21 protein-coding genes are annotated in these 23,864 nt (G+C 43.4%); 5 read left to right on the top strand and 16 right to left on the bottom strand.

Annotated elements, in window-relative coordinates:
- From NSS67_RS29660 to NSS67_RS29715, 12 genes are all read right to left on the bottom strand, one after another.
- On the bottom strand, positions 1 to 1,386 hold the full coding sequence (locus tag NSS67_RS29660; protein WP_339317366.1) for an oligosaccharide flippase family protein: 1,386 nt from the start codon (positions 1,384 to 1,386) through the stop codon (positions 1 to 3).
- Positions 1,352 to 2,830: an O-antigen ligase family protein gene (locus NSS67_RS29665; RefSeq protein ID WP_339317367.1), complete on the bottom strand. Its 1,479-nt coding sequence runs from the start codon at positions 2,828 to 2,830 to the stop codon at positions 1,352 to 1,354. The genes NSS67_RS29660 and NSS67_RS29665 overlap by 35 nt, the downstream gene beginning before the upstream one ends.
- Entirely contained in the window at positions 2,827 to 3,600 is a 774-nt protein-coding gene (locus tag NSS67_RS29670; RefSeq protein WP_339317368.1) for a WecB/TagA/CpsF family glycosyltransferase, read from the bottom strand. The genes NSS67_RS29665 and NSS67_RS29670 overlap by 4 nt, the downstream gene beginning before the upstream one ends.
- The gene (locus NSS67_RS29675) at positions 3,597 to 4,943 is read right to left on the bottom strand and encodes an O-antigen ligase family protein (protein ID WP_339317369.1); all 1,347 of its coding nucleotides are present in this window, start codon (positions 4,941 to 4,943) and stop codon (positions 3,597 to 3,599) included. Before NSS67_RS29675 ends, NSS67_RS29670 begins: the two co-directional genes overlap by 4 nt.
- Before the next feature lie 9 nt (positions 4,944 to 4,952).
- Positions 4,953 to 5,888: a glycosyltransferase gene (locus tag NSS67_RS29680; RefSeq protein ID WP_339317370.1), complete on the bottom strand. Its 936-nt coding sequence runs from the start codon at positions 5,886 to 5,888 to the stop codon at positions 4,953 to 4,955.
- 25 nt (positions 5,889 to 5,913) lie between these two features.
- Entirely contained in the window at positions 5,914 to 6,606 is a 693-nt protein-coding gene (locus NSS67_RS29685) for a sugar transferase (protein ID WP_339317371.1), read from the bottom strand.
- 38 nt (positions 6,607 to 6,644) lie between these two features.
- Entirely contained in the window at positions 6,645 to 7,535 is an 891-nt protein-coding gene (gene galU / locus NSS67_RS29690; protein ID WP_339317372.1) for a UTP--glucose-1-phosphate uridylyltransferase GalU, read from the bottom strand.
- A 64-nt stretch (positions 7,536 to 7,599) separates the two neighbouring features.
- The gene (locus NSS67_RS29695) at positions 7,600 to 8,241 is read right to left on the bottom strand and encodes a CpsD/CapB family tyrosine-protein kinase (protein ID WP_339317373.1); all 642 of its coding nucleotides are present in this window, start codon (positions 8,239 to 8,241) and stop codon (positions 7,600 to 7,602) included.
- Positions 8,225 to 8,965 (bottom strand): Wzz/FepE/Etk N-terminal domain-containing protein, encoded by a 741-nt coding sequence (locus tag NSS67_RS29700; RefSeq protein ID WP_339317374.1) that lies wholly within the window; start codon positions 8,963 to 8,965, stop codon positions 8,225 to 8,227. Before NSS67_RS29700 ends, NSS67_RS29695 begins: the two co-directional genes overlap by 17 nt.
- Before the next feature lie 892 nt (positions 8,966 to 9,857).
- Entirely contained in the window at positions 9,858 to 10,493 is a 636-nt protein-coding gene (locus tag NSS67_RS29705; RefSeq protein WP_313638146.1) for a response regulator transcription factor, read from the bottom strand.
- Positions 10,494 to 10,517: 24 nt separating this feature from the next.
- A complete protein-coding gene (locus tag NSS67_RS29710) occupies positions 10,518 to 11,960 on the bottom strand; it encodes an ATP-binding protein (RefSeq protein WP_339317377.1) in 1,443 nt (480 codons plus the stop codon).
- A 521-nt stretch (positions 11,961 to 12,481) separates the two neighbouring features.
- Positions 12,482 to 13,336: a helix-turn-helix domain-containing protein gene (locus NSS67_RS29715; RefSeq protein ID WP_339317378.1), complete on the bottom strand. Its 855-nt coding sequence runs from the start codon at positions 13,334 to 13,336 to the stop codon at positions 12,482 to 12,484.
- Between the two features lie 84 nt (positions 13,337 to 13,420).
- On the opposite strand from NSS67_RS29715, the gene NSS67_RS29720 reads away from it, so the two are divergent.
- Positions 13,421 to 15,331: a glycoside hydrolase family 20 zincin-like fold domain-containing protein gene (locus NSS67_RS29720; RefSeq protein ID WP_339317379.1), complete on the top strand. Its 1,911-nt coding sequence runs from the start codon at positions 13,421 to 13,423 to the stop codon at positions 15,329 to 15,331.
- A gap of 39 nt (positions 15,332 to 15,370) precedes the next feature.
- Here the strand turns inward: NSS67_RS29720 and NSS67_RS29725 are convergent, their stop codons facing one another.
- Positions 15,371 to 15,664, bottom strand: a complete 294-nt coding sequence (locus NSS67_RS29725) for a hypothetical protein (RefSeq protein ID WP_339317380.1) — start codon at positions 15,662 to 15,664, stop codon at positions 15,371 to 15,373.
- 103 nt (positions 15,665 to 15,767) lie between these two features.
- Here NSS67_RS29725 and NSS67_RS29730 point away from each other — a divergent pair, with 103 nt between their 5' ends.
- Positions 15,768 to 16,703, top strand: a complete 936-nt coding sequence (locus tag NSS67_RS29730; protein WP_339317381.1) for a hypothetical protein — start codon at positions 15,768 to 15,770, stop codon at positions 16,701 to 16,703.
- Between the two features lie 93 nt (positions 16,704 to 16,796).
- A complete protein-coding gene (locus NSS67_RS29735) occupies positions 16,797 to 17,036 on the top strand; it encodes an NHLP leader peptide family RiPP precursor (protein WP_170880314.1) in 240 nt (79 codons plus the stop codon).
- Positions 17,037 to 17,052: 16 nt separating this feature from the next.
- On the opposite strand, the gene NSS67_RS29740 is transcribed toward NSS67_RS29735, so the two are convergent.
- Both NSS67_RS29740 and NSS67_RS29745 read right to left on the bottom strand, forming a co-directional pair.
- Positions 17,053 to 18,957 carry an ATP-binding protein gene (locus NSS67_RS29740; RefSeq protein WP_339320742.1) on the bottom strand — a complete coding sequence of 635 codons (1,905 nt, stop codon included), beginning with the start codon at positions 18,955 to 18,957 and terminating at the stop codon, positions 17,053 to 17,055.
- Positions 18,958 to 19,079: 122 nt separating this feature from the next.
- Positions 19,080 to 20,969 (bottom strand): HAMP domain-containing sensor histidine kinase, encoded by a 1,890-nt coding sequence (locus tag NSS67_RS29745; protein ID WP_339317382.1) that lies wholly within the window; start codon positions 20,967 to 20,969, stop codon positions 19,080 to 19,082.
- 224 nt (positions 20,970 to 21,193) lie between these two features.
- Between NSS67_RS29745 and NSS67_RS29750 the strand changes: the two genes are divergently transcribed.
- On the top strand, positions 21,194 to 21,607 hold the full coding sequence (locus tag NSS67_RS29750) for a hypothetical protein (protein WP_339317383.1): 414 nt from the start codon (positions 21,194 to 21,196) through the stop codon (positions 21,605 to 21,607).
- Between the two features lie 75 nt (positions 21,608 to 21,682).
- On the opposite strand, the gene NSS67_RS29755 is transcribed toward NSS67_RS29750, so the two are convergent.
- Entirely contained in the window at positions 21,683 to 22,888 is a 1,206-nt protein-coding gene (locus NSS67_RS29755) for an MFS transporter (protein WP_339317384.1), read from the bottom strand.
- Positions 22,889 to 23,091: 203 nt separating this feature from the next.
- Between NSS67_RS29755 and NSS67_RS29760 the strand changes: the two genes are divergently transcribed.
- Positions 23,092 to 23,787 carry a peptidylprolyl isomerase gene (locus NSS67_RS29760; RefSeq protein ID WP_339320743.1) on the top strand — a complete coding sequence of 232 codons (696 nt, stop codon included), beginning with the start codon at positions 23,092 to 23,094 and terminating at the stop codon, positions 23,785 to 23,787.
- The last annotated feature ends 77 nt before the right edge of the window (positions 23,788 to 23,864 follow it).

Below are 23,864 nucleotides of genomic sequence, written 5' to 3' on the forward strand. Positions count from 1 at the left end.
TTATCCATTCATATCCATCGGTTTCTTGCGAATGTAAGAATTCATCGTCGTCTTCATCCACTGGATGTCCTCCCGGGTAATGAGCAGCCGGGGAAGTTTAACTTTCAAGGTGTACCTTATGTTGAGAACAATGAAGAAGAAGCGCAGGATTGCTGATGACAACATCGCTATCCCTGCTCCAAGTAAGCCGAATTTAGGGATGAGCAGGAATAATATTGGGATAACCAAGAGTAAGCCAAACCCTTGAAGCATCGAAACAATTTTCGGCTTACCAAGCGCCATAAAGGCCTGCGCCAGAATAATCGTCCCTCCGCTAATGGTCACTTCAAGGAGCAACAAGCGAAACACGGTTAATGCCGCATTGAAGTCTTTGCCGTACATCAGCGGAATCACTAACGGAGCCAAGAGCATCAGGACTATTCCACCAAGCATGGTGAAGGTCGTACTTATTCGAAAGGCTTTGAATGTTAACTCAACGGCCTGTTCTTTTGACAGCTCAGAAGCCTTGGGAAACAATACGATCGTAATCGAGCTTGAGAAAAAATTAACCATCCGTGACAGACTCACAGCCACTACATACAGCCCCAAATCAGCAGGTCTTAACAAACCGGCAATCACGATCTGATCGATATAGGTAGAGAAATTGCCAAGCAAGTCATTGCCGTAGGAACCTAGCCCGTAAGTGAACAATCTTTTTAAATTCTGAAAGGCCCCACTCATCTTCACCTTATAGGTGCGAAGCAAGGAAATCGTCATTCCGATAAACAGCGGCGCCCCCGGAAGGAGATAGGCAACTGCAGTTGTAAAAGGATTCATCTGATCCAGCGCGATCAATATCCCGATCATCGTCAGTGTAAGCAATGGCACTAGATAGCGAATCCAATTAAACCTCTTGTATTCTCCTCTGAATTGAAAAGCTGCATTGTTAATTTGAGAGATCGCTATAATCGGACACAGAATCATAGACCACTGAGCAAAGTTCACGACCTCCGGACTGAAGGATTTCAGCCAATAAGGTAAGACCACGATACCTATAATCATCGCTATGACCCCAAAAGTGATACCGAGCAGCAATGCCATACGATATAGCACTCCGGCATCATCCGGGTTTTTCTTAGCGTTATAGATCAGCGCTGACGGAATTCCAAAGCTCATGCTGAACGCCAGAAACTGTGACCAGTTAATCATTGCCGTCTGTTCCCCACGCCCTGTCGGTCCAAGATAACGGGCAGTCAGTACACCCGTTAACATGTTAATCAGTAGGATCATGACACTTACAAACATAGTTTTTACGGCTGCCGAGCTGTTGTCCTTACTCTTCGCGAACAGTCTAAAGGATGACCAGATTGTTCTAGTGGGGAGAGATTTTGCATTCAACTGCTGCATACGGTGTTCCCTTCCTTCTACTTTGAGTAATCACCCTTGCGCTGAGGCCAAGACCGATCAGCATCCAGATTAAGTATCCCTTGAGTCCGGGAAACCCATTATCTGACACCAGACTGACTATCGCACCGGTCCAAGTAGCTAGCGCAAGTCGGGCGTAGGGCTGCAATTGGTCCCTGCTGATTACTCTAGCGAATATCTGTTTGACAACTGCGCCTAAAGCTCCGAAGAAGAAAATAGCACCCAGAACACCAAAGGTAAGCAGTAAGGCGATAACTCCGTTATCCATAATTCCGTACTCTCCAAGCTCGCCGTCGTTACCAAGCTTAGTCCCTTGGCCTACACTGCCAATTCCCTGACCTACTGGATTGGCAGCGACCATCGGCAGCATGTTTTGCCATAAGCTTAGTCGTTCATTATAAGAGTGATCTTCTTGAACAGAAGATAATGTCTCTACCCGAGCAACTAGTCCTTCAGCGCCAGGCAATTTAGGCACAACCCAGAACAACGCAGCAGCCACAAAAACTAATTGGATCAAGGTTTTCCACTTTCCCTTAGATGGAGAGGTTCCAATATACATGAGCAGCATCACCAGAAGAATCAGCCATGCCGCGCGGACTAAGGTAGTCAGCAGGCAGATAACAACCAGCAGAACGCCGATCCAGCGCAATGTTCCCCGCCATTTTTTCTCCAGTATCATCGGAACTAAAGCAAATGCTAAGAATGTTGCAGCCGGGCCGGGCGAATTCAGCGTGGAGAACACTCGAATTTCCAATGGATAAGGATTTCCGATGGACATCATGTCCGCATGTTTCATCCAGAACACATCCCAAGGTGGCACCGTCAAATACTGAATAATCCCGTAAATGGCAACTAGGACAGCAATATTGGCAAAAGCGGTAAGCAATCGATCGATATCCTTCGGCTTGAACTTTGTAACGGCAAAGTACGGCAATAACAGCAGTGGCACAATATAATTCGCTAAGTCATAAACTGAGCCCATACCATTCTTAGCCAAGCCGATTAAAGCTCCATAACCCAGCGCAGCTGCGAACAGCAACATAATTCGCGTGGAGGCTTTTTGAATATTGTGAATCTCCTTCAATAGCGGAATAATCAAGGTTACACCAGTTAACAAGGGGGCTAAACTTAGCAATGATACAGAGTGATACACTCCTTCTGACCAGTCAGCAATGCGACGTAGCTCTGGAGCTACTGCCCAGATTAGCAAGGTATAAGCAACCAGCATTTTCGGTCTAAGTATGGCTAGCAAGAAAGCTGGGAATAGGATGGCTGAGAGAATGGCTCCCTCCAGACTGTTCGATGAACTCAGCATCGCACTGGAGAAGCCGATGATCAGCGGAAGAGAGACACCTATAGCCGCAGTTCCCCCGATTAACCCAGCTGTCTTGATAAACCTAAGTGATGGGGGCGTAAATACACTCATTCCAAGCCTCCTTCCTTCACCTTATCCCGCTTACGCAGTTCCTTAAGCAATAAAAGTAGAAATTGTGCATCATCCACAAGATATCTTTTCCAAAGCCTTCCCGGCTCCTGACTTAGACGCCAAAACCATTCAAGACCCGTTCTCTGCATGAAATCTGGCGCCCGCTTGACCGAGCCTGAGAGAAAATCAAAGGTTGCTCCCACGCCAATCGAGATCGGTGCTTGATAAGAAGTATAGTGACGATAAATCCACTTCTCCTGTTTAGGAGCTCCCACGCCGACAAATACGATATCTGGCTGACTTTCCGTAAGCATTTTTACAATTCGTTCATTCTCCTCCTCGTTATGCTCAAAACCATAAGATGGGGAGTAGCAGCCGACGACGTTGATTCCGGGAAAAGCCGCTTTAAGATTCATGGTTGCCCGCTCCGGTATGCCTTCAGCTGAGCCTAAGAAGAACAGCCGGTACTTCCTTTGCTCAAAAGCATTACCAAGACGACTGAAAAGATCAGCTCCGGATACTTTCTGCTTCAACGGTTTGCCTAGCATTTTGGATGCCCAGATGAGCGGCATGCCATCAGCAACGACAGCGCCTGCCTCGGAGTACACCATTTGAAATTCTTTGTCCTTCCGAAGCTTGATCACATGATCCACATTGCAGGTCAGGATGTAGGATTGTTTCCTTTCCTGTATAGTTTTATCAATGTAATCAAGCAAATCCATAAAATCATAGTTATCAAATTTGACATCGAACATATTCACTTGGTTCATCGTATCACTTCTTTTTGTGGGGAATCGGTTGGCTGTGAAGATCGGTACAGACAGTTTAGGTACCAACAAAACGGAATAATAGATTGGACCGTCGACAGCGTATTATCGGAAAATGAATAGATTAGGAATCCTGCTAAAAAAAGAAGATAATAGGGTTTAACCGGCGGCGCCAGAGCTCTATAAACCAGATAAAACACAGCCAATAGGGAGAGCAGCAGCAATATGGAGCCAATATACCCCCCATCGAAGTAAAAACGGATATACTCGTTATGCGGAACAACAAAACCTTTGTAGAGCGTTCCGTCATTCGCAACAGTAACTGAGCCGAGCCCTCTACCTGACCAGGGTGATCCCGCAGCCTTATTCAGAAAATACTCCCATGCCTCCGACCGTCCAGACAAATCAACAGCACTATCGGTCGATCTCTCAAAGGAACGCTTTTTAAGATTATCGAGCTGCCAGAATACCGCAACAATCATCAGGAACAACGAGCCCATTAACGGAATTAGTAACAGCGTTTTGCCCTTCAGGTATTGGCGTAGAATGTCATAGAAGTAATACAGAATCATTAGCACTAGGGCCAGCATAGGCCCCCTTGTTCCAGTTCCAATCAGAATGAAGAAATTCAGAACCAGCAGGATATAATAGTACCGTGCTTGCTTCGGATTCCGCTTTACCTCAATGAACGGGATCGCTACTCCCATAAAAGCCAGCATGGCTAAATGCGCCGGAATATTCGCCCCCTGAATCCGTACAGCGCCTGTAAACTCTACATTGAGAAAATTATGGATATGGGCAATCTGCAGAAGAAATCCTACAACTACACTTACTAAAGGCAATAAACAAATGATTTGAATTTGCCGCTTCGCGACTTCCTTTTTCCAGTTGATTAATAGAAATGCGAAGGGAATGGACAGACCGATAAAGGCTTTGATAGCAATCGACGATGTCATCTCTGGCAACCAGATTGAGGCTGTAAAGGTGATGATCAGCAGCATGACCATGGCCCAAAGTGGATGACTTAGTCGAAATCGCAAACCATTCACAAGCATGCAGGGAATAAGTAGCGCGATGATAGCCATTTTATAAAGGGACAAGATTTCCATTCCGAAAAGACTGCCATCAAATAAAAAGTTAATGGATATCGCCGTCGTGAACAGAACGAAATAACTGATCAGCTGAGGCCTAGATATCGAAATCCCTAATAAAATAATCAGAAGCACGACAGCTATCGCAATCGTCGGCTGGTAAATGACCGCCGTTCCGAAGAAAAGGGCCAAGATGAGATAGAGCATCCCGTATGGCAAAGCATTGAATTTGGAGCCCCACTCAAAATTTGTCATGTTATTCCCTCACCCCGCTGCGGAATGCCTCTCCCGATCCAGAATCATATGAAGAGTTCCGCGAATACTCTCCAGTCTACATTTATTCAGGAGCTTTCTACCTTTGCTTCTTGAAAGAACCATGTCAGCTAGAATGTAAACTAGCTTAGCGGCTGTCTTTCCTAGCAGGAGCAGCTTACCCTTCATTCCTTCGCTCTTTACTGCGTTGGAAATGCCCTGGCTATAATAACGTCTCATAATCCAATCCTCGGTTAAACGATTCTTAGGAACAAAGTGATCAACCGCCATCTGTGGATGATACAGAATGGAATGCCCTTCCCTCTGGATTTGTCCAAATAACCAGGACTCTTCACCAGAGAGGAGAGAATCTCCCTTTCTACCGAGATCTAGTGGAAACAGGCTGATGTCAAACACGAGCTTGCGCATCGCCATGTTAGCCCCGCAAGGATGAAGCTGAGCGGGATACTCCCTGATTCGATTACCTAGATCAACGATTGTATACGGAAGCTCGAAAGGTTTGATTAGCCACTCCGGACGTTTACTTTCGAAGATCGGAGCGATCTTCCCTCCCATGGCCATCACTTCCGGCCTACTCTCAAAGGTGCTGACAATCGTCGTAATCCATGACTGGCAAGGAATTGCGTCATCATCTAGGAAGGCAATGAGCGACGTTTTGGACGCTAGTATCCCTGTATTGCGAGCCGCAGACAATCCCTGCACTGGCTCCATCATATAGCGGATATTTAGAACCGCCCCATGCGCAGCTATGAACTTCTTAACGCAAGCTGCCGTATCATCTTTAGAGCAGTTATCTACAACAATAATTTCCGCCTGCTCCAAATCATCCAATGTTAATAGTGACTGTAGCGTTGTGATCAATAAATCTGATCGATTGTAAGTACAGATGATAATGGAAACCTTAGGAGCGACTCCGTAATCATTCATCGGCATTCACCTAATTTCCATGATATTAATAAGCATCTTTCGAACCGAGTAGCATCAGACCGGTTTTGACAATAATCTTCAGATCCAGTCGGGTACTTCGGATATGGATATAGGTTAGATCCAGCTGTACCATTTCGTCGAAGCCGACGCTGTTTCTGGCGTTCACTTGCCAGTATCCGGTACAGCCTGGTGTAACCGTAAGCCGTTGTTTATCATATTCTGTATATTGTGCCACCTCTTCTGGAAGCGGAGGACGTGGTCCAACTAGACTCATATGACCCAGCAGTACATTCCATAGCTGAGGTAGCTCATCAATACTCGTCTTGCGCAGGAATCTCCCAATCTGCGTGATCCGTGGATCGTTCTTGATCTTGAACATTGCACCGCTCACTTCGTTATAAGCGAGTAAGTGTTCCTTTAGCTCCTCAGCATTACTTACCATGGATCTGAACTTATACATTGGGAATTGTTTTTCATTCTTACCCACTCGATTTTGCCGAAAGAATACTTTGCCTTTCGGGTCCTCTAGCTTGATCAGGATCGCTACCAAAGCGAATAAGGGTAGTAATACGAGAAGACCAAGTGCGGAAAAAAAGATATCGATAATCCGTTTCATGACCAGATAAGACTCCGCTTCTTTCTTTCCTTCTTCGGCATGTAGCATGTAAAGTTTCGGCAGGACGGCCTCATAGTCTTCCGGCATTTTTTGCATGCTCATTTCTCTCCATTCCTCCTAAAATTATTCGAAATATCCACTTAACTGCTCAAGCTGGTTTGTCCTGCTTTACTAAGCCAGTCCCCCATGGCATCCAAGATTGGATAACGTAAATCATCGCTTTGCAATGCAAATTCTAGGGTTGTCAGAATATAACCAAGTCGCTCGCCGACATCATATCTCGTTCCGTCAAAGTTATAGGCATATACGCGTTCGCTTTGATTCAGCTTTTGAATAGCATCTGTCAGCTGAATTTCTCCACCAGCACCTTTTTCTTGCAGGTCCAGGTACTTGAAGATCTTTGGTGTAAATACATAGCGGCCCATGATGGCCAAGTTGGATGGAGCTGTACCGAGCGCTGGCTTCTCCACAAAATTATTAACGCGGTACAACTTCCCGTCCTGCATATCTGGTTCGATGATCCCGTAACGATTCGTAAATTCATCAGGAATCTGCTGAACACCTATAACCGAGTTTTGCGTTTCTTCATATTGCTCGATCAGCTGTTTCAGACAAGGCGTTTGCCCAACTACGATATCGTCACCTAACATGACGCCAAAAGGCTCATCACCAATAAATCGTCTTGCACACCATACCGCATGACCGAGACCCTTTGGTTCCTTTTGCCGGATATAATGGATCTCTACCTTGGAAGAACGCTGAACCTCTTTCAGGATTTCCAGCTTGCCATCTTCCAGGAGTCGAGACTCTAATTCAAACGCGTTATCAAAATGATCCTCAATCGCTCGTTTTCCTTTACCGGTAACAATGATGATGTCTTCAATCCCGGAAGCAATAGCTTCCTCGACAATGTATTGAATTGTAGGTTTATTGATGATCGGAAGCATTTCTTTAGGCATTGCTTTAGTCGCCGGAAGAAAGCGCGTTCCTAGTCCCGCTGCTGGTATAATTACTTTTTTCACTTTCTTCATCGCACTTTACCTCCTAAAAATCTTTGTATTGGAGTTCACTTTAGTGGTTCATATTCGGTTACCATTATTTCGCCTGATTCATAGCAATGCCGATAATCTGTGAACCAGCCTGCTCCATAAGCACCTTGACCTTACGAATGGATTCCCTTTTCGATTTCCCATATCTGGCTACGAGTATGACGCCATCCACTTGGGAGGCTAATATACGAGCGTCACTGTAATCCGCCGCTGGAGGTGAGTCGAGCAGGATTAGATCATGGCTTCCTTTCAGTTCATCCAGTAAAGCAATCATTTTATCGCTGCCGAGTAGATCCGGAGGGCTGATCCTGGATATACCCGCCGGGATGACCGAAAGGTTAGCTAACTTTCCATGCACAACAATTTGATCGACTTCCTCCATGCCGTTTAAATATGACGCGAGACCCTGACTGCCTTCCACTTCAAATACCGTATGGAGACCGGGATGTCTTAAGTTGCAGTCTATGACAGCTACCTTTCTCCCCTCCTGCACAAAAGAAACCGCGAGATTGGACAAAATCGTCGTCTTGCCCGCTCCCGCTTCAGCTGAGGTGAAGAGCAGTACTTTTCCTCCGTTGCCCTGCGTCAGTCCAAGCTGGCGAATATATGTGCGAAGCGATCGGAACGATTCTGAGATCGATGAGGATGGATTAATGTCCGTGATTAGACTCTTATTTAGCCGTAACATATGCACCCTCCTTCACTCTTGTTTTGCCATCTGTTGTCTTACCTAAATCGCGTTTACGAATGGTCGCGATCGTGGCAATTACCGGAAGACCAAGGTCAAGCTCTGCTTCCTTTTCAGACCTTAATGTACCGTTGAGTGTTTCCATCAGCAGAATAATTCCTAATGCAGCCATAAGCGATACTACAAAGCTGATGACGAGATTCATAGCGAACCCGCCGTTCGAGGGCTCTGGAACATCAGTCGGATCAGCCGGCGTGAGGAAGGTAACATTGTCTACCTTCATCAGTGATGGCAAATCTCGAATGAATGTCTGCGAAACCGCATTTACGATCCCGGCAGCCTTGGTGTAGCTTTCATCCTGAACACTAAGGTTGATCACCTGACTCTTCTCTGAAGATTTTATCTCGAGCTTCTGGCTCAATTCTTCTGATGTCAGTCCAAATTCCGGGTGATTTTCTATTACGCTTTTCATGATGGTGGGCGATTTAATAATTTCCTTGAAACTCTCAATTAGATTTAGGCTAAAGCTCAAATCGTTAAGCTTATTGCTCTCGGGTGTATTCACGATGTTGTTGACTAGCAGCTGTCCAGAAGCGGAATAGACGGGTACGACGAAATTTTTACTAACGTAGTACGTAGTAGCACAGGAGATCAAAACGAATACCATGATGAGCCAAAACCTTTTTTTAATCAGGTTAATGTAATCCAGAATCGTCTTTTCCACAGTAACCCTCCTTCCGCATTAATTACATTCTGAAATAATTCATGAAAGTTTCAGTTGTTGCTTTAATTCTATCAATCCACATCATTCGCCACATGGGTCATATCATTACTTTCCTGTTCACTTTGGAGTAAGGCGATTTACCTCTTTAGAGGGGGGCGAGGGTACACTTTAGTACCATATGGAGGTTGAACGCACAAAAAAACACCCACCTACGACTCGGTCCTTTTAAAGATCTGGAGTAAATCCATCACTTCAGCAGGGGTGGGGGGACGGATATGGATTCCAATCGCTGTTGAACTTCTTGTTTCTTTTATTATTTTTATCGGTTGAAACAAGAACTTCAAAGGCGACCGCTTCGCTTTTCCATTCCATATCCGTCCCCTTCTATTCTACTTGGGTGCTTTCTTCTACCTCAGGCCTGTCCTAACCGATCTTCGATCCGGTACGTATCCATGGATACCCTCGTAATACTCAGGATACAGCTCTCCTCATCGTTAGGTCCAAATGCTGCAAGGGTACAGCAATATCCACACTTATGGCTCGAAGGCTTCTTCTAGACTAAGAATTACTGCATATTTGTAGGAATTTGTTGCGTTTGCCATCCGACTAGCATTTAATAATGTACTTTCGCAGGTTTATTTACAGGTTACCGTCGGCACATTGTATTCGATTTTTCGTATACATTTGTCCGTACGCTCGGTCCGTCCATCCCTAAGAGGTGTGCATAATTAAAAACAAAGCTCCCCATGACCACCCGTTGAATATAGGGCCAGCCCTTGTATTCGTATCCCATTTCTCCACAGTCTCGAAATTTTATGCTTTCTATTAGTGCAAAAAAAAACACGGACAGGATGTCCGTGTTTATGTATAAACTCCATTTTATGTTGTGCTTTTACTCAAATGACATTTCATATTTGGTCAATCCGACAGCATTTGCATAAAGTGCCGCCTGCGTACGGTCTGCCACCTGTAATTTCGCTAAAATCTGGCTAACATGCTTCTTCACTGTGAATTCACTAATAAAAAGACGTGAGGCAATTTCTCTGTTGCAAGCGCCCTGTCCTAGTTCGATTAGGACTTCCTTCTCTTTCGGCGTCAATTCATCTGTCGGACTGCTTCCGCTCATTCGCATCTTATCTTCCATCAGACCAGGATCATAATACTTTCTCCCTTTGTGGACCAACTGGATAGCAAACAGTAACTCCTCCGGCAATGCCTCTTTCAGTACATACCCGTCTACCAGCACTTCCTCAGCTTTCAGAAAATCCTCTCTGCTTGCTGATGATGTCAATAGAATAAACTTACTGACAATACCACGAGCACGTGCTGTCTTGATAACATCGAGTCCTGATTCATCCGCCAGCTTAAGATCAATTAGTACGAGGTCCGGCTGCGTCTCCTCAATCACAAGAAGCGCTTCTTGGCCATTCGTCGCCTCTCCAGCAAACTTTACATTCGGTTGCATCGAAATGACAGATGCCAGCCCTCTTCTAACTAGAGGATGATCATCTACAATGACGATTTTCATAGAAACGACCTCCCGCTCTAAAGTTTATGCATTCTTTAATTCAGCTACACCCACAGGAATGGAGATCAAAATTCTCGTTCCCATACTTTCATTACTGGACAGCTGGAAGTCGCCACCTAGCGACTGCGTCAAATATTGCATATTCTTCATGCCAAGCCCACTTGCACTATCTTCGGATTCGATCCATAACAGATCTGTATCAAATCCGACACCATCGTCATAAATCAATAATCGGATCCAATTCGGCTTCAGAGATAACTCCACATCTACTCGGCTAGCAGCGCCATGCCTGATGGCATTCCCAGTGGCTTCGGAAATAATCCGAAAAAGTGCCTTGTGGTAAGGATAAGGGAGACTAAAGTCATCGCCCGTTATTTTCAGTTCAATATCGACATCATTTAGTCTGGACAAGCTCTGCAAATGCGATCTTACCATACCAAGCCATGTAGGTCCGCCACTCTTCTTGGAGCTAAGGCTGTAGATCGTAATCCGCAGTTCTTTGGCAACCTTTGTAGCAGAATCATGGATAAGCTCGATTTGCTCCTCCAGCTCGGACTCCGTCATTTTCTTCCATGTTTCCTTGAGCGAATGGGTAGCATACACGATACCAAAAAGACTCTGTGATACACTGTCATGCATTTCATCCGCAATCCGGTTCTGCTCATTCGTGACGATTAGCCGGTTCTCAATTACACCGAGTTCATGACGTTCAAGAATATTTGCGCTAAGCTCAGATAGGAATATCAATTGTTGGGTATACCATCTCCGGCCTTCCAGCCCCTCTGTAGACTCCAGCTTTAGTCCAATTACCCCAACAAAGCGGGTGCTCATCCGTACAGGCATCAGCAGGAAATCTCCTAATCCCGGAAGATTTCTAAAAATAGGCTCTCGCTGCAATCTCCATTCATGCTCATGTTTTCCCAGTTCTGAGAATAGGAACTGTTCCTCTTCCTGCTGCCAGCCAGTCTGCCTGCTCTGCGGAGCTGGTTCTCCGCTCTTCTTGGCGAACCAAAACAAAGCCTTATCTAGCTTCGTTAGCTTAACAACATAATCGGTGATCACTTGACCGATATTCATGAAATCATGTTGGCTTGAGGTTTCCACGATATGGTACAGAGATTTGATATGCTCCATCGTCTCTTTCATGCGAGCATTCGATTCTTCGCGTTGCCGCTTCATCCGATTAACGATCTGCATTATTATAACCGTAAGTACCAGTGTTAGAAACAGATTCCCATTTATAAATACAATTTCAAGAAAATTTTTGTTCGCTGAATTGATAAAAAAATAACAGAGCACCGCAAAAATACTGATGTAACTTAAGAGCAGCGACCATCCAAAATAAATGGACAATGAGCCTGCAGCAATCAATACAGGATTAAGCACATAGAGCTTAAAAGAGCTTTCGTACCCGCCAGTAAATAAAGTTAGTACAATAATCCCCACTATCTCAATACTAACAGCCAAGACGAGCGCCCGTGGCCTGCTTTGTAGCTTCCGATAACAAAATGAGAACGTTTGTGCAAATAGAAATAGTGTAGCAATAACAAGGAATTTGTATATGACGGAAGGCCCCATTTTATCTAGAAGATACATGAGTGATGTGAGGGACAAAGAAAAATATCTGTAAAACACGATCAGTTTGTCTTCAGCAGTTGGCTTGATTTTTATCCCACCACCCTATTCTCCAGTTTTTTTGGAAAATGTGAGATTGTACTGTGCTTGTTAAAAGCATCATACATGAGAAAAATCACAATAACAAGTTGACATTCTCCATGTTTGCGCTTCCATTTGAAAAATAGTTACAAAAAATTTATTATTTTTTTAGAAGGTTTTATTCCTGAAAATTGTCATTTTATCCACTGTAGTTAATAAGAACTAGCGTTTATATGTAATATTAATCCATAATTTTCAACATACCTTATAAAACGACAACAATTATACAATTAAAACAATTCTCATCGGGACTCTAGTAGAATAATGTCGATTTATATGTTACTTCGACAAAGCTGTGGCGCAATCCCCATATATTTTTTAAACAAACGAGAAAAATAGAATGGATCATTATAATGTAGCATGCCAGATATTTCTTTAACCTGTAAGGAGGTGTTAAGAAGTAGCTTTTTGGCCTCTGCCATTTTAAGACGGTGAATATATTCATGAAGCGGATACCCGCTACTACGACGAACAAGACGACGAAGTGTAGACATCGAAATATGATGTTTAGCCGCAATTTGCTCTAGGTCCATTTCACCATAAATGCATAAATTCAGGTTCTCCCGAATCTGACGCATATAATCTGCCTGAGCATTCCAACTTTTTTCTTCTATTATAAATGAACACTCCAGTAGCATTCTTTCAACGAGTAATGCTGCCCGATCCGCATCTGCAGGTTCTCCGCTCTCCATCCGTTTCAGCACTTCTTCAAATAAGGTCGAAAGACCCATGATCGAATTCGCTTGAAACACAGTTCCACCTACGATTAAACCCGATTCCAGCCATTCAGATACACGTGTCCCATTATAGTTAATATAATACTCATCCCAGCTCCCTCCGGGTGGAGGTCCGAAATTGTAACTGTAACCTGGGCGAAAAAAGAATAAGCTTCCTTCACGCACCTGCTGTTCCTTCCCCGAAGTCTCCATATAGGTGCCACCGCCTGATACTATGTAAACAATTGCCCAGTGTTCAAAGACTACACCCGAACGGAATAACGTTCTTCCTGGCAAATGACCAGCTTGTCCTACTCTTATATTTTTGAGCTTCAGCTTGGAGGATTCAATCTTCGGATCAATAATTCGTATTGGATATGGACTGATCATATAATCCATGTGCTTGGACATTATAGATATTCCTCCCCTTGTTTAGTAGTGATATGGTTATTGTGAAGATGATCATATTCTACATGAATAAGAGGTGTCCACGCTATGCTTAATCATTCTACACTACTGCTTCTACCTAATCCGCGTGAAATCACATTATCACAAGGCTCATTCCGTTTCCCAACAAGCGGAAGCATCGTGCTTCCTAGTACGGGAGAACAATGTGCAATGCCTGCTGCACAAAAGCTGCAAGCTGTGATTAAACAAGCATTAAATCTTCATCTGACTTTATCCATTGGCACACGTCCAACGGTTGTATCCGCTTGTATCTTTAGCTATGTGCCATTATTATCTGAGCAGGCATACGAGATTGTTGTTGATCAGAGTGGTATCGTTGTCTCCTATAGCTCACCTGTCGGAGCCTTCTACGCAGTAGCGACCCTGAAACAAATCATAGAACAAAGCGGCAAATCTATTCCTAATCTGCATATTCGCGATGAGCCTGATTTTGGAGCCAGAGGTATAACTATAGATATCAGCCGCAATAAAATTCCGAAGCAAGAAACCTTATACCGAATCATTGACCTTATGGCCGATCTGAAGATGAACCAGGTTCAGCTATATATAGAAGGTGCCCCGTTCGCGTATGAATCTTTCCCTCAAGTGTGGGAGCTTGAGACTCCGATCACTGGAGAGGAAATCTTGCTTCTAGATGCCTACTGCAAGGCGCGGTATATTGAGCTTGTTCCTAACCAGAATAGCTTTGGACATATGGAAGGCTGGCTTTCCCGTCCTGAATTCAACGCCTTGGCCGAAATTCCAGAGGGCTTTATGCTTCCGAAGGAATTGTATATGGGAGATGTATATCCAGAAGGACTATTCATGCATCCAGGTACTTTTGATACCGAAGATCCTGCCGTGCTCCCTCTATTAGAAAAAATGTTCGACGATCTGCTACCTTACTTTACCTCTAATCAGTTTAATGTAGGCTGTGATGAGACGTATGAGCTTGGTCTTGGTAAAAGTAAAGCGCTAGCTGAATCACAAGGCAAAGGTCAGATCTATTTATCTTTCCTTCAGAAGATTTATGAGCTCGTTTCGAAACGCGGCAAAACGATGCAATTCTGGGGCGATATTATTATCCAACATCCCGAACTAATCCCTCACCTGCCTAAAGATATTATTGCTATGGAATGGGGTTACAGTGCGGGACATCCTTTCGAGTCGGATACCCTCAAATTCCGTGAAGCAGGTATTCCTTTCTATGTCTGTCCAGGCACCAGCTCATGGAACTCCATTACAGGGCGTAGCGACAATATGTTTGCCAATCTGCGTAGCGCAGCTATTCATGGCAAGAATAATGGCGCCATTGGCTATCTCATTACAGATTGGGGTGATCACGGACACTGGCAGCATCTCCCAATCAGCTATACTGGATATGTATACGGTGCTGCAATTTCCTGGAATGTAGATAACAATCTAACCGTGGACACTTCAAAGTATTTGAATACATTCGTTTTCGCGGATCGCTCTGAGGGTATTGGCCAATTGCTCCTTGATCTCGGCAATTACTATCAGCTTGAATCCGAGATTATTCGTTCAAATGATACGGAAATGTCCCTGCTTCTTCGCACCAATCTCGACAATTTGTTAATTGTAGAAAAACTTACCGAAGAGCATTTCAACAATCTCGAAGAGTACATGCTCTCTATCGAGGCACGTCTCTCAGGACTTGATCTTCAATGTGATGATGCTGATCTTGTTCTAAAGGAGCTGGGTAACGGAATCCATTTTGTGAAGCACGCTGTGCAGCTTGGCAGAATTAAACTGCAGCTGGCATCCGCGCCAGATTCGATGAACCCTAATCTAATTACGGAGCAAATCAATGATTTGAATGTTCTTCTTCATCAATATCGTCTATTGTGGACCGAGCGCAACCGACTCGGCGGCTTAGATCAAAGTATTTGGAGACTTCTTCGTCTAAAAGGCCAATACGAAGCATTGAAATCGAAGTAATTTCCTCATCCTAGCTGAATTGGCGAGTCGAACGTTGAATTAGCGTTTCCGGCTCGCTAAGCGCAGCTCTTCATATTGATTCTCAAGCATCTCCCGCTCCCGTTTTTCATGCTTTTCTCTGCCAATTGCCTCTTTTAAGCTTTCCTCATCCTCATAGATTTGCCACAGATCAGAGAACAAATAATCTTTGATTTCTACTATTTTTCCATTCAATATCCCATTTGTCCAAATCAGTCCTGCAGAGGTACGCATCACAATTCGGCCGTCTGGTGTCTCCGCCTTTTGCCCCATTCGAATAGCCATAAGCATTTGACCAAATGTATAGCACTCCATACGTCTTAAAACCTCCTAAATTTTAGTTGTAATGGAATAAAGAGAAGGATATAATCAGGGCGAAAGAACCATTTTTTTGCAATTTTATTGTAGGAGGGATGCAATGGATTGGCTAAATGATTACGAAGAAGAACTCCGACTAGTATTCCAAGAGAGCAGAAAGATCATCTCCGAGTTTCCAGAGCCTCTAAATTCACAAGGCTTGTCCTATCTTGAACATTTTAACGTATTCAATGCGGAAAGCCACAAAAATTACATATGTTATCTATTACCCTTTTGGCTTCAGAAAGGCTGTGGACTCTCCGCAGAAATAACCCGTCAAATGTCGATGGGCAATGTCTTCTTCATGCTATATTTCTTCATACAGGATGACCTGATGGATAGCAAAGAATCCTCTGCATACGAAAGACTACCTTTGGCGAACCTACTCTATGTTGAATTTTTAAATATATACAGGCTTTTGTTTCCGAATGACTCCTCTTTCTGGACTTCCTTTAATCGTTATATTACTCAATGGGCAGACAGTGTTAGTAATGAAACCACTAGCGACTATTTTCTTAACGATCGGGTCAAAATCTCTTATAAAGCCAGTCCACTCAAACTATCAAGCACCGCTGCCCTTCTATTAACTGGTAAGGATTCTCTTGTGCCGCAATCTGAGGAAATGATCGACGCTGTCCTCCTTACACTACAAATGCTTGACGACTATGAAGACTGGAAAGAAGATTTAGCAGAAGGCAGTTATAATTGTTTACTCTCACTCACACGAAGCTATCTATTAAATGATAGAGAAGCCATACTCACTTCGAAAGAAGTCGAATTCTTCCTGTTCACAGCGAACGGACTACATACCTATGCCGAATTAGCGCAGGATACGCATCACAAAGTGATGGCTTCCAGCATAGATGTACCTCATCTCATTACGTTCCACTCCATGCTGGTGACTAACTTACAACAGATCTCCGATTCCATCGATTCAGAGAAGGAGCTTTTACAAGGCGGAGGCTTATTTTATTATTTGTCAAAAAATATACAATAATTCTATTATTTTGTAGAAAAAAGAATAGTATTAGCACAATTGCTATGTTATATTATTTAAGGTAAATATATACATTTCGAAAGGGTGATTATTATGTCAGAAGCAGTTCTTAGAAATCAAGTCATTCAAAAGGCATGGGAAGATCCAAGTTTTAAGCAAAGACTACTCGCAGATCCAAAAGCAGCTCTCCAAGAAGCGCTGGGCGTAATCATTCCCGACAGCGTTACCTTGAAAGCCGTTGAAGAAGGTTCAAATGAATTCTATCTTGTAATCCCACCAAGTCCATCATCAGATGTATTGAAAGCAACCGCAGCACCACGCGGTTCTTGGTAAGACAGCAAGATTAACCTCATAGGGAGTAGGAATCATCCGGAGCTTCTGCCAATGGCAGTATGGTAATGGATTCGGTTCCTACTCCTTTTTTGCTTGTAAATCTCACTTCACCTTGCATGGACTCAATGATGCGGAAGGTGACCATTAAGCCTAATCCTGTTCCTTTATTTTTCTTGGTGAAATACGGTTCCCCTAATCGATGCAGAACATCTGCGTCCATACCTTCCCCGTTATCTTTGATGTGAATAATCACTTTATCATCTTCACCATATACCGACATATAAATGAAGCCTTCCTCATTGAACGACTCAATGCTGTTCTTGATAATATTGATGAACGCCTGCTTAAACTTCGAGGAATTTCCTTTCACCCATAATTGGCCGGATACATCCAGAATCATTTTTCCTCCATTTATGTGACAGAGGGGCTGCATAATACTCTCAATATGCTTGAATTCATCATATAAATTCAGACTAGATACCGTCTCAAATTCCGGTTTAGCAAACGTCAAGAAATCGGTAATAATATTAGATGCGCGATCTAGTTCGCTAAGGGCCATTGACATGTAAATTTGCTCTTCACTGACGGATTTCTCACTAAGCAGCTGAAGGAAGCCTCGAGTTACCTGTAGGGGGTTCCGTACTTCATGGGCTACGGATGCAGCAAGCTCGCTAATGATCTCCATTTTTTCCGAACGCTCCAATTCATTGTTGAAACGCTCTAATTCTCTAGAATAATTAAGAACCTGTTGATGGCTATAGGCCAATCTTCGCTCCAGAATTACGATCAAAGAAATAATGAAAGCAACTAGACCCCACTTCCACAAGAATAAATCATAGTTTCCTTTGTGAATGTAATACCATAATAGCTCTGCAACTACAGTAAACGCAGCGACTCCAAATCCAATGGCAAAAACAATAGCATCTTTATTTCCTTTGAGAGAGAACATAATCACACATGCGATTAACAAGATGAATTGGAGGATGAAGACGACCCCTATAATGGTGGTAGAAACGAAATAATAGAACTCAATATAGCGATTATTCGATAGGAGATTGATAAAAAGACATAACAAACAAAAGGAGGAGTAAAGCACTTGAAATTGACGAAACTTTCGAATGATGCCGAACTTACCACTGCCGAATAATTTTTCAAACAAAAAAGTGAGCGCTGGTAAAAGTGAGAAAAGAGCTAAGTCCAAGCATACAATACTGATCGGCCCTAATTTATTGTAAAAGGTATAAATGAAGGGGGAGTAGGTTATAGAGAGGATTCCGGTAGACGCTATAACCACTGCTAGTGAAGCGACACTGGAGAAATAATCTTTGTTAATGTAAAGAGCACTTATAAATAGAACGATAGCCACCAGAAAAAAAGCGCAGCCCAAAATCACATCGCTTAGTCCATTCCCAATATAATCATTGATTAGTTGACTGTGTTCACCGATCACTACACTGTCTTTAATTCCGATTCTGTCTTGCATTGTTGCTGTCCAGATATATAATGTTTTCCCGTTATCTTCTTTACTCAAAGGCAATAGCAAAGAATAGTTATCCTTAATATATTTACGATCCTCCTCAAAGATCAAACGATCTTCCACATATACCTTCACATGAAGAGCATATAAAGTATCGATATAAACCGAAGGAGACACATATTTAAAATTGGGTAAGGAAATTCGGGTCCAAGCTGCGGATACATCTGAAGGTAATTCTGGAAGTCCATTCATTGAATCTACGTTTATCCAGCTTTGCTGGCCTTCACTCCACGGAATCTCTTTATTTCCTGTTTCAGCCCCCCATTTCATTTGCCACTTTGTAATTTCTTGAGATGGGGTTTGGTTCGCCGCCGATACAATAATAGAGCCATAGCCGATCAGGAGGAGAGAAAGAGTTATTGCTATGTGGAGTGTTCTAACCATCAAACGCATATAGGCACCTCAGAAGGAAATTTCAGAAACAATATTCTGTGTGTATTACTTCGCTCAATACACTCCCCTTTCCTTCTAAAAAACGGAATAATCATAAAGTTCTCCTAATTTTTTCAAACTTTTGGTAATTTGACAATAAACTCTGTTCCTTCTCCCTTCTCACTCTGAAACTCAGTTGTTCCTTCCATCGCTTCAATAATTCGAAAGGTTACCATAAGTCCAAGCCCGGTTCCCTTTATTTTGTTGGAGTAATAAGGTTCACCCAATCGGGCCAGTTCACTACCATCCATTCCTTCACCATTATCACGTACACTAATCATGATATGGGCTTGGGATTGCCAGGCTGTAACTCTAATAAGTCCATTTTCCTGTAAAGCTTCGATGCTATTTTTTATAATATTAATAAAGGCCTGTTTGAATTTGGCAGATGATCCAATCACGCAAAGTCCTGACTGCAGGTTGAGTTCAATGACTCCCCCCTGTAAATTCGCCAGCGGAGAGAGAATACCAGACACATGACGTAACTCTTCGGATACATCAAGTCTCTCAATGGTTTCTAGCCCCGGCTTAGCAAATGTAAGGAAGTCTGAGATAATAACCGTAGCTCTATCCAGTTCTGCAATTGCCATCTTCATATATTCTCTATCCTTATGATCTGACCGTTCTCCTAAGATCTGAAGGAAACCACGGGTTACCTGTAATGGGTTCCGTACCTCATGCGCCACAGAAGCCGCTAATTCACTAATAATCTCCATCTTCTCGGAGCGCTGCAATTCATTATTAAACGTCTCAAGCTTCCGAGAATATTCAACTAGCTGTTCATGATTTCTCGTAAACCTTCTCCCCAGAATGACGATTAAGGATAATACGAATACCATCATCCCCCACTTCCACCAATATAATCGATAGGATTCTCCGGATATGTAGTACATGACCAATTCGCCAAGTGATATGAACGCAAATGTCGAGAACCCTGTAGTAAAAACAACAGCATCCGCATTTCCGCGATAGGTATGAATAAAGGCTAAGCTTACCAATAATATAAATTGCACAATCATAATGATGCCTAGAACGTTAGTGGTCATGAATCTATAAAAGTCTTCCAGCTGATACGACAGAAGAATATTAATAACCATTAGTGAAAGACAGAATATAGAATAAACCATCTGAAACTTACGAAACCGGTTGACGATTTGTTTTTTTCCTGGACCGAATATTTTCTCAAAATAAAACGTTAAGGATGGCAATAAGGTATACAAAGCTAAATCAAAGAAAATAAGCACGGTTTTTCCATAATTTCCGAGGATGATCGACAAGAACGAAGAATACGTAACCACTATGATTCCAATGGATAAAAGAATTAATACTAGTAAAAATCCGTCCGTAAAAAAACCTTTTTTCAAGAATAATGAGCAGATCAACAGCACAATAGCTATAAAGATAAGCGTCATCCCAATGATGATATCGATTAAGCCCTGTTTCGCATAAATGGGCAACAGCTCACTGTAGCGATCTACTCTTATTTCGCCTTCGATCCCTAGGTCCTTGCTTCCTCCCTGAGTCCATATGTATAGTTGTTGCCCTCCATCTTCTTTAGATAGAGGAATAAGAATTTTGCTGCCATTGAAATTGTATTTATTCTCTGAATCGTATACTAATGCGTTATTCAGATAAGCCTTGATGTTATTCCCATATATTTCATCAATGAATAATGCTGATTTCTCACTAATTTGCGGCAAAGAAAACCGGAGCCACGCTGCGGATGTTCCTCTTGGAGTCTCTGGTTTGTTATCACGAGGCGTTACGCGAATCCATTCATCTTCTGAAGCTGCTACAGCCTCTTCGACAGTCTCTGCTTCTGCACTTCCAAATCTAATCTCCCAACTTGGCAGCGCAGAGTCTGATGATCCAGCACTCACTAACGCCGCACCGTAAGGCACTATTGCAGTCAGCAATAGAAATAATAGCAAAGTAGCCGCTATCTTTGGTATGGGCAACTTCATCGTAGCACCTCAGTAATTCATTAGTTGTTTAATCGATCATATATGATTCTTAATTTCGACAACCTTCGCACTATTCCTGCCTATTCTTGTAAATCTTCTCGAAAAAAGACGTTATTTATCAGCTTTTACTTCCTGATTATTTTTAAGACGATTCGAACATAGGGTTTCGGGTAAAGATACATATGAGAAGTTCAAATCTTATCCTACTGAGGGAGTGAACGGCTATGGAAGATAGACCTAATAAAACTGAAGCCGACTTTGCATATGAGCGTTATATACAAGCCGATATTGATGTAGAGGATATTGTCAACGAAGACGCAGACCCTGTGTTAGTTGGTGATAAATATTTGGCGGCGGATATTGGTTTAAACCTACCTGAGGAAACCCTCGAAAGAAATGACCTCCTGGAGTCCGATGCATTTCAGGCTGCTGAAACGGCAGGACTAACTAGCAGCGATATGGATTACGTGGATTACGCTGAAGACGAGGAGCTACTAGAGATGGAAGAAGAGGAGCAGCCACTGGAAGACATTCCAGACGCGGATGAGGTGTATCCAGGATCCATAATCGATCCTGCTTCCCCACCAGTGGATGGTATGCCTGGAACGGACGTCTTAAACGGATCACAGGGAGATTAGGCAGTTATACAATGTATAAAGCCGCCGGGCTTAGTAACCGGCGGCTTTATGTGTTTTTCAGAACAGTACTACCAGCTATTCCGCTGGACGAGCTGCTGCGATTTGAGCATCCAGCTTCCGAGTCTTAACCAATACGGCTGCTACTAGCAGCATCACCCCATTGATCACAAAAACCCAGCGTATCTGGATAAACGCCCCAAGTAAGCCCCCTATAATAGGTCCAGCCATTGTCGCGAGTTGAGAAGCCGCTTGGTTGAGACCAAAAGCACGGCCACGAAATCCCGGTTCAATCACTTGTACAATCATTGCATTTACAGACGGAAGTACACCTGCATAGAACAAGCCGTAGGCAAAGCGAAGAATGGCGAACTCCACATATCCCGTAACAAAGAACTGCAGAATATTACCGATCCCTCCACCGATCAAACCAATGAACAAAATCATCCCGAAGCCCTTTCGGGTTCCGATTCTCCCCCACTGCGGAGCCATCAGCACAGTTGCAATACCCACAGCGGAGAATACAATTCCGGAGCTTAGCGAGGCGCTGCTTTTGGCGACTCCCATGTCCAGCAGATGTATCGGAATAAGCGGCTCCAGAATCATAACAGAAAAGGTACTAATCCCCGCCAGCGATAGCAAAGTCATAAACGCGCGATTACTTCTCGCTACCTTGATATCATCGCTTACATGGGACCTCGGAGCAGATCGGTCAAAGTTCTCCTCTTTAGCAAAAAAAGTAGCGATAAGCGCCGAAACGAGCACAATCCCTGCTGAGAATAGAAAAGCGACCCGATTGCTTGTGTAATAACTTACTACGCCGCCGATTAACGGACCAATGATACTTCCCGTTGCTCCAGCTGTAGACATAATGCTCAGCGCATAACCGGTCTTATTCTCAGGTGTGTTCGTGGCAACCATGGCAATCGCTGCGGGAACAAATCCAGCAAGCAAGCCTTGCAGCACGCGCACGATCAGAAAGACATAAGGATCATGTACAAAGTAATTAATTAGATATAAGGCTGCCAAACTAAAGCCAGAGCGAATAAGCATCGGCTTCCGACCGTATTTGTCGGCGAGTGAACCCCAATAGGGAGAGATTAAGGCGCTGGCTAAAAAGGTTATACCGAAACTAACCCCTGACCAAATTTCCAAATGATTCGTAACCCCAAGTTCGTCACTCAAAAAAATGGAAAGAAACGGAATTGAGATCGAATACGCCGTACTGCAAAAAAAGACCCCTATCCAAAGTACGATCAAGTTCCGTTTCCATGAAAAGAGCATATGTACACATCCTTTCTTGATGTTCTCTCGGAAACATTCCTACTATTGTAAACCTCTTTTGAAAATGTGCCAATCCCACACGTCACAACTGACCTTTGCATGTAATGGGACAAAGAGGTTATTATGAGAAGTACCTAAGAGATTATTCAAGAAAAAGGAGAGATTGATTAGTGAAGTCTACACGAGCAAGATCTGCTATCCTAATGGTCATGTTATGTTTGGTGATGGTTATTGCAGCTGGTTGCGGTAATAAACCTGCCAATAACAATACCAGCGATACTAATGGAAGCAGCAGTGGAGCAGCGGGAAATAACGCAAGCAATAAGACAAATCCTGGGGAAAGCGTTGCCCCTAGCGAAGGACTTCCTTCAGCTACAGCAAGCCATCCCGTAGTGACCATTGAGATGGATAACGGTGGCATCATCAAAGCCGAGCTTTATCCCGAAGTTGCCCCTAATACTGTGAACAATTTCATCTCACTGATTCAAAAAGGATTTTATGACGGGACCATATTCCATAGAGTTATCCCTGATTTCATGATTCAAGGTGGTGACCCTGATGGTACAGGTATGGGTGGCCCAGGATATAGTATCGCTGGAGAATTCTCCGGAAACGGGTTCACCAATAACCTGCTGCATACGGAAGGTGTTCTGTCCATGGCAAGATCGCAGGCTCCAGATTCTGCTGGTTCCCAGTTCTTTATCATGGATGCAGCATATCCTAGTCTAGATGGAAGCTATGCCGCTTTTGGTAAAGTTACCGAGGGCATGGAAGTGGTTAAATCTATTGTTGGCTTGAAAACAGACAGTTCAGATCGTCCGGAAGAGCCACCAGTGATGAAAAAAGTAACCGTCGACACACTGGGCGTCACTTACCCAGAGCCGCAAAAGGTACAATAATAATAAAAACTCGGCAGCCCCAATCCGGAAAGTGATCCGGAGGGACTGCCGAGTTTTTTTATTAAAGCTATCTGTTC

The sequence above is a fragment of the Paenibacillus sp. FSL R10-2734 genome (genome assembly GCF_037963865.1).
In the GTDB taxonomy this organism is placed as follows: Bacteria; Bacillota; Bacilli; order Paenibacillales; family Paenibacillaceae; genus Paenibacillus_AQ.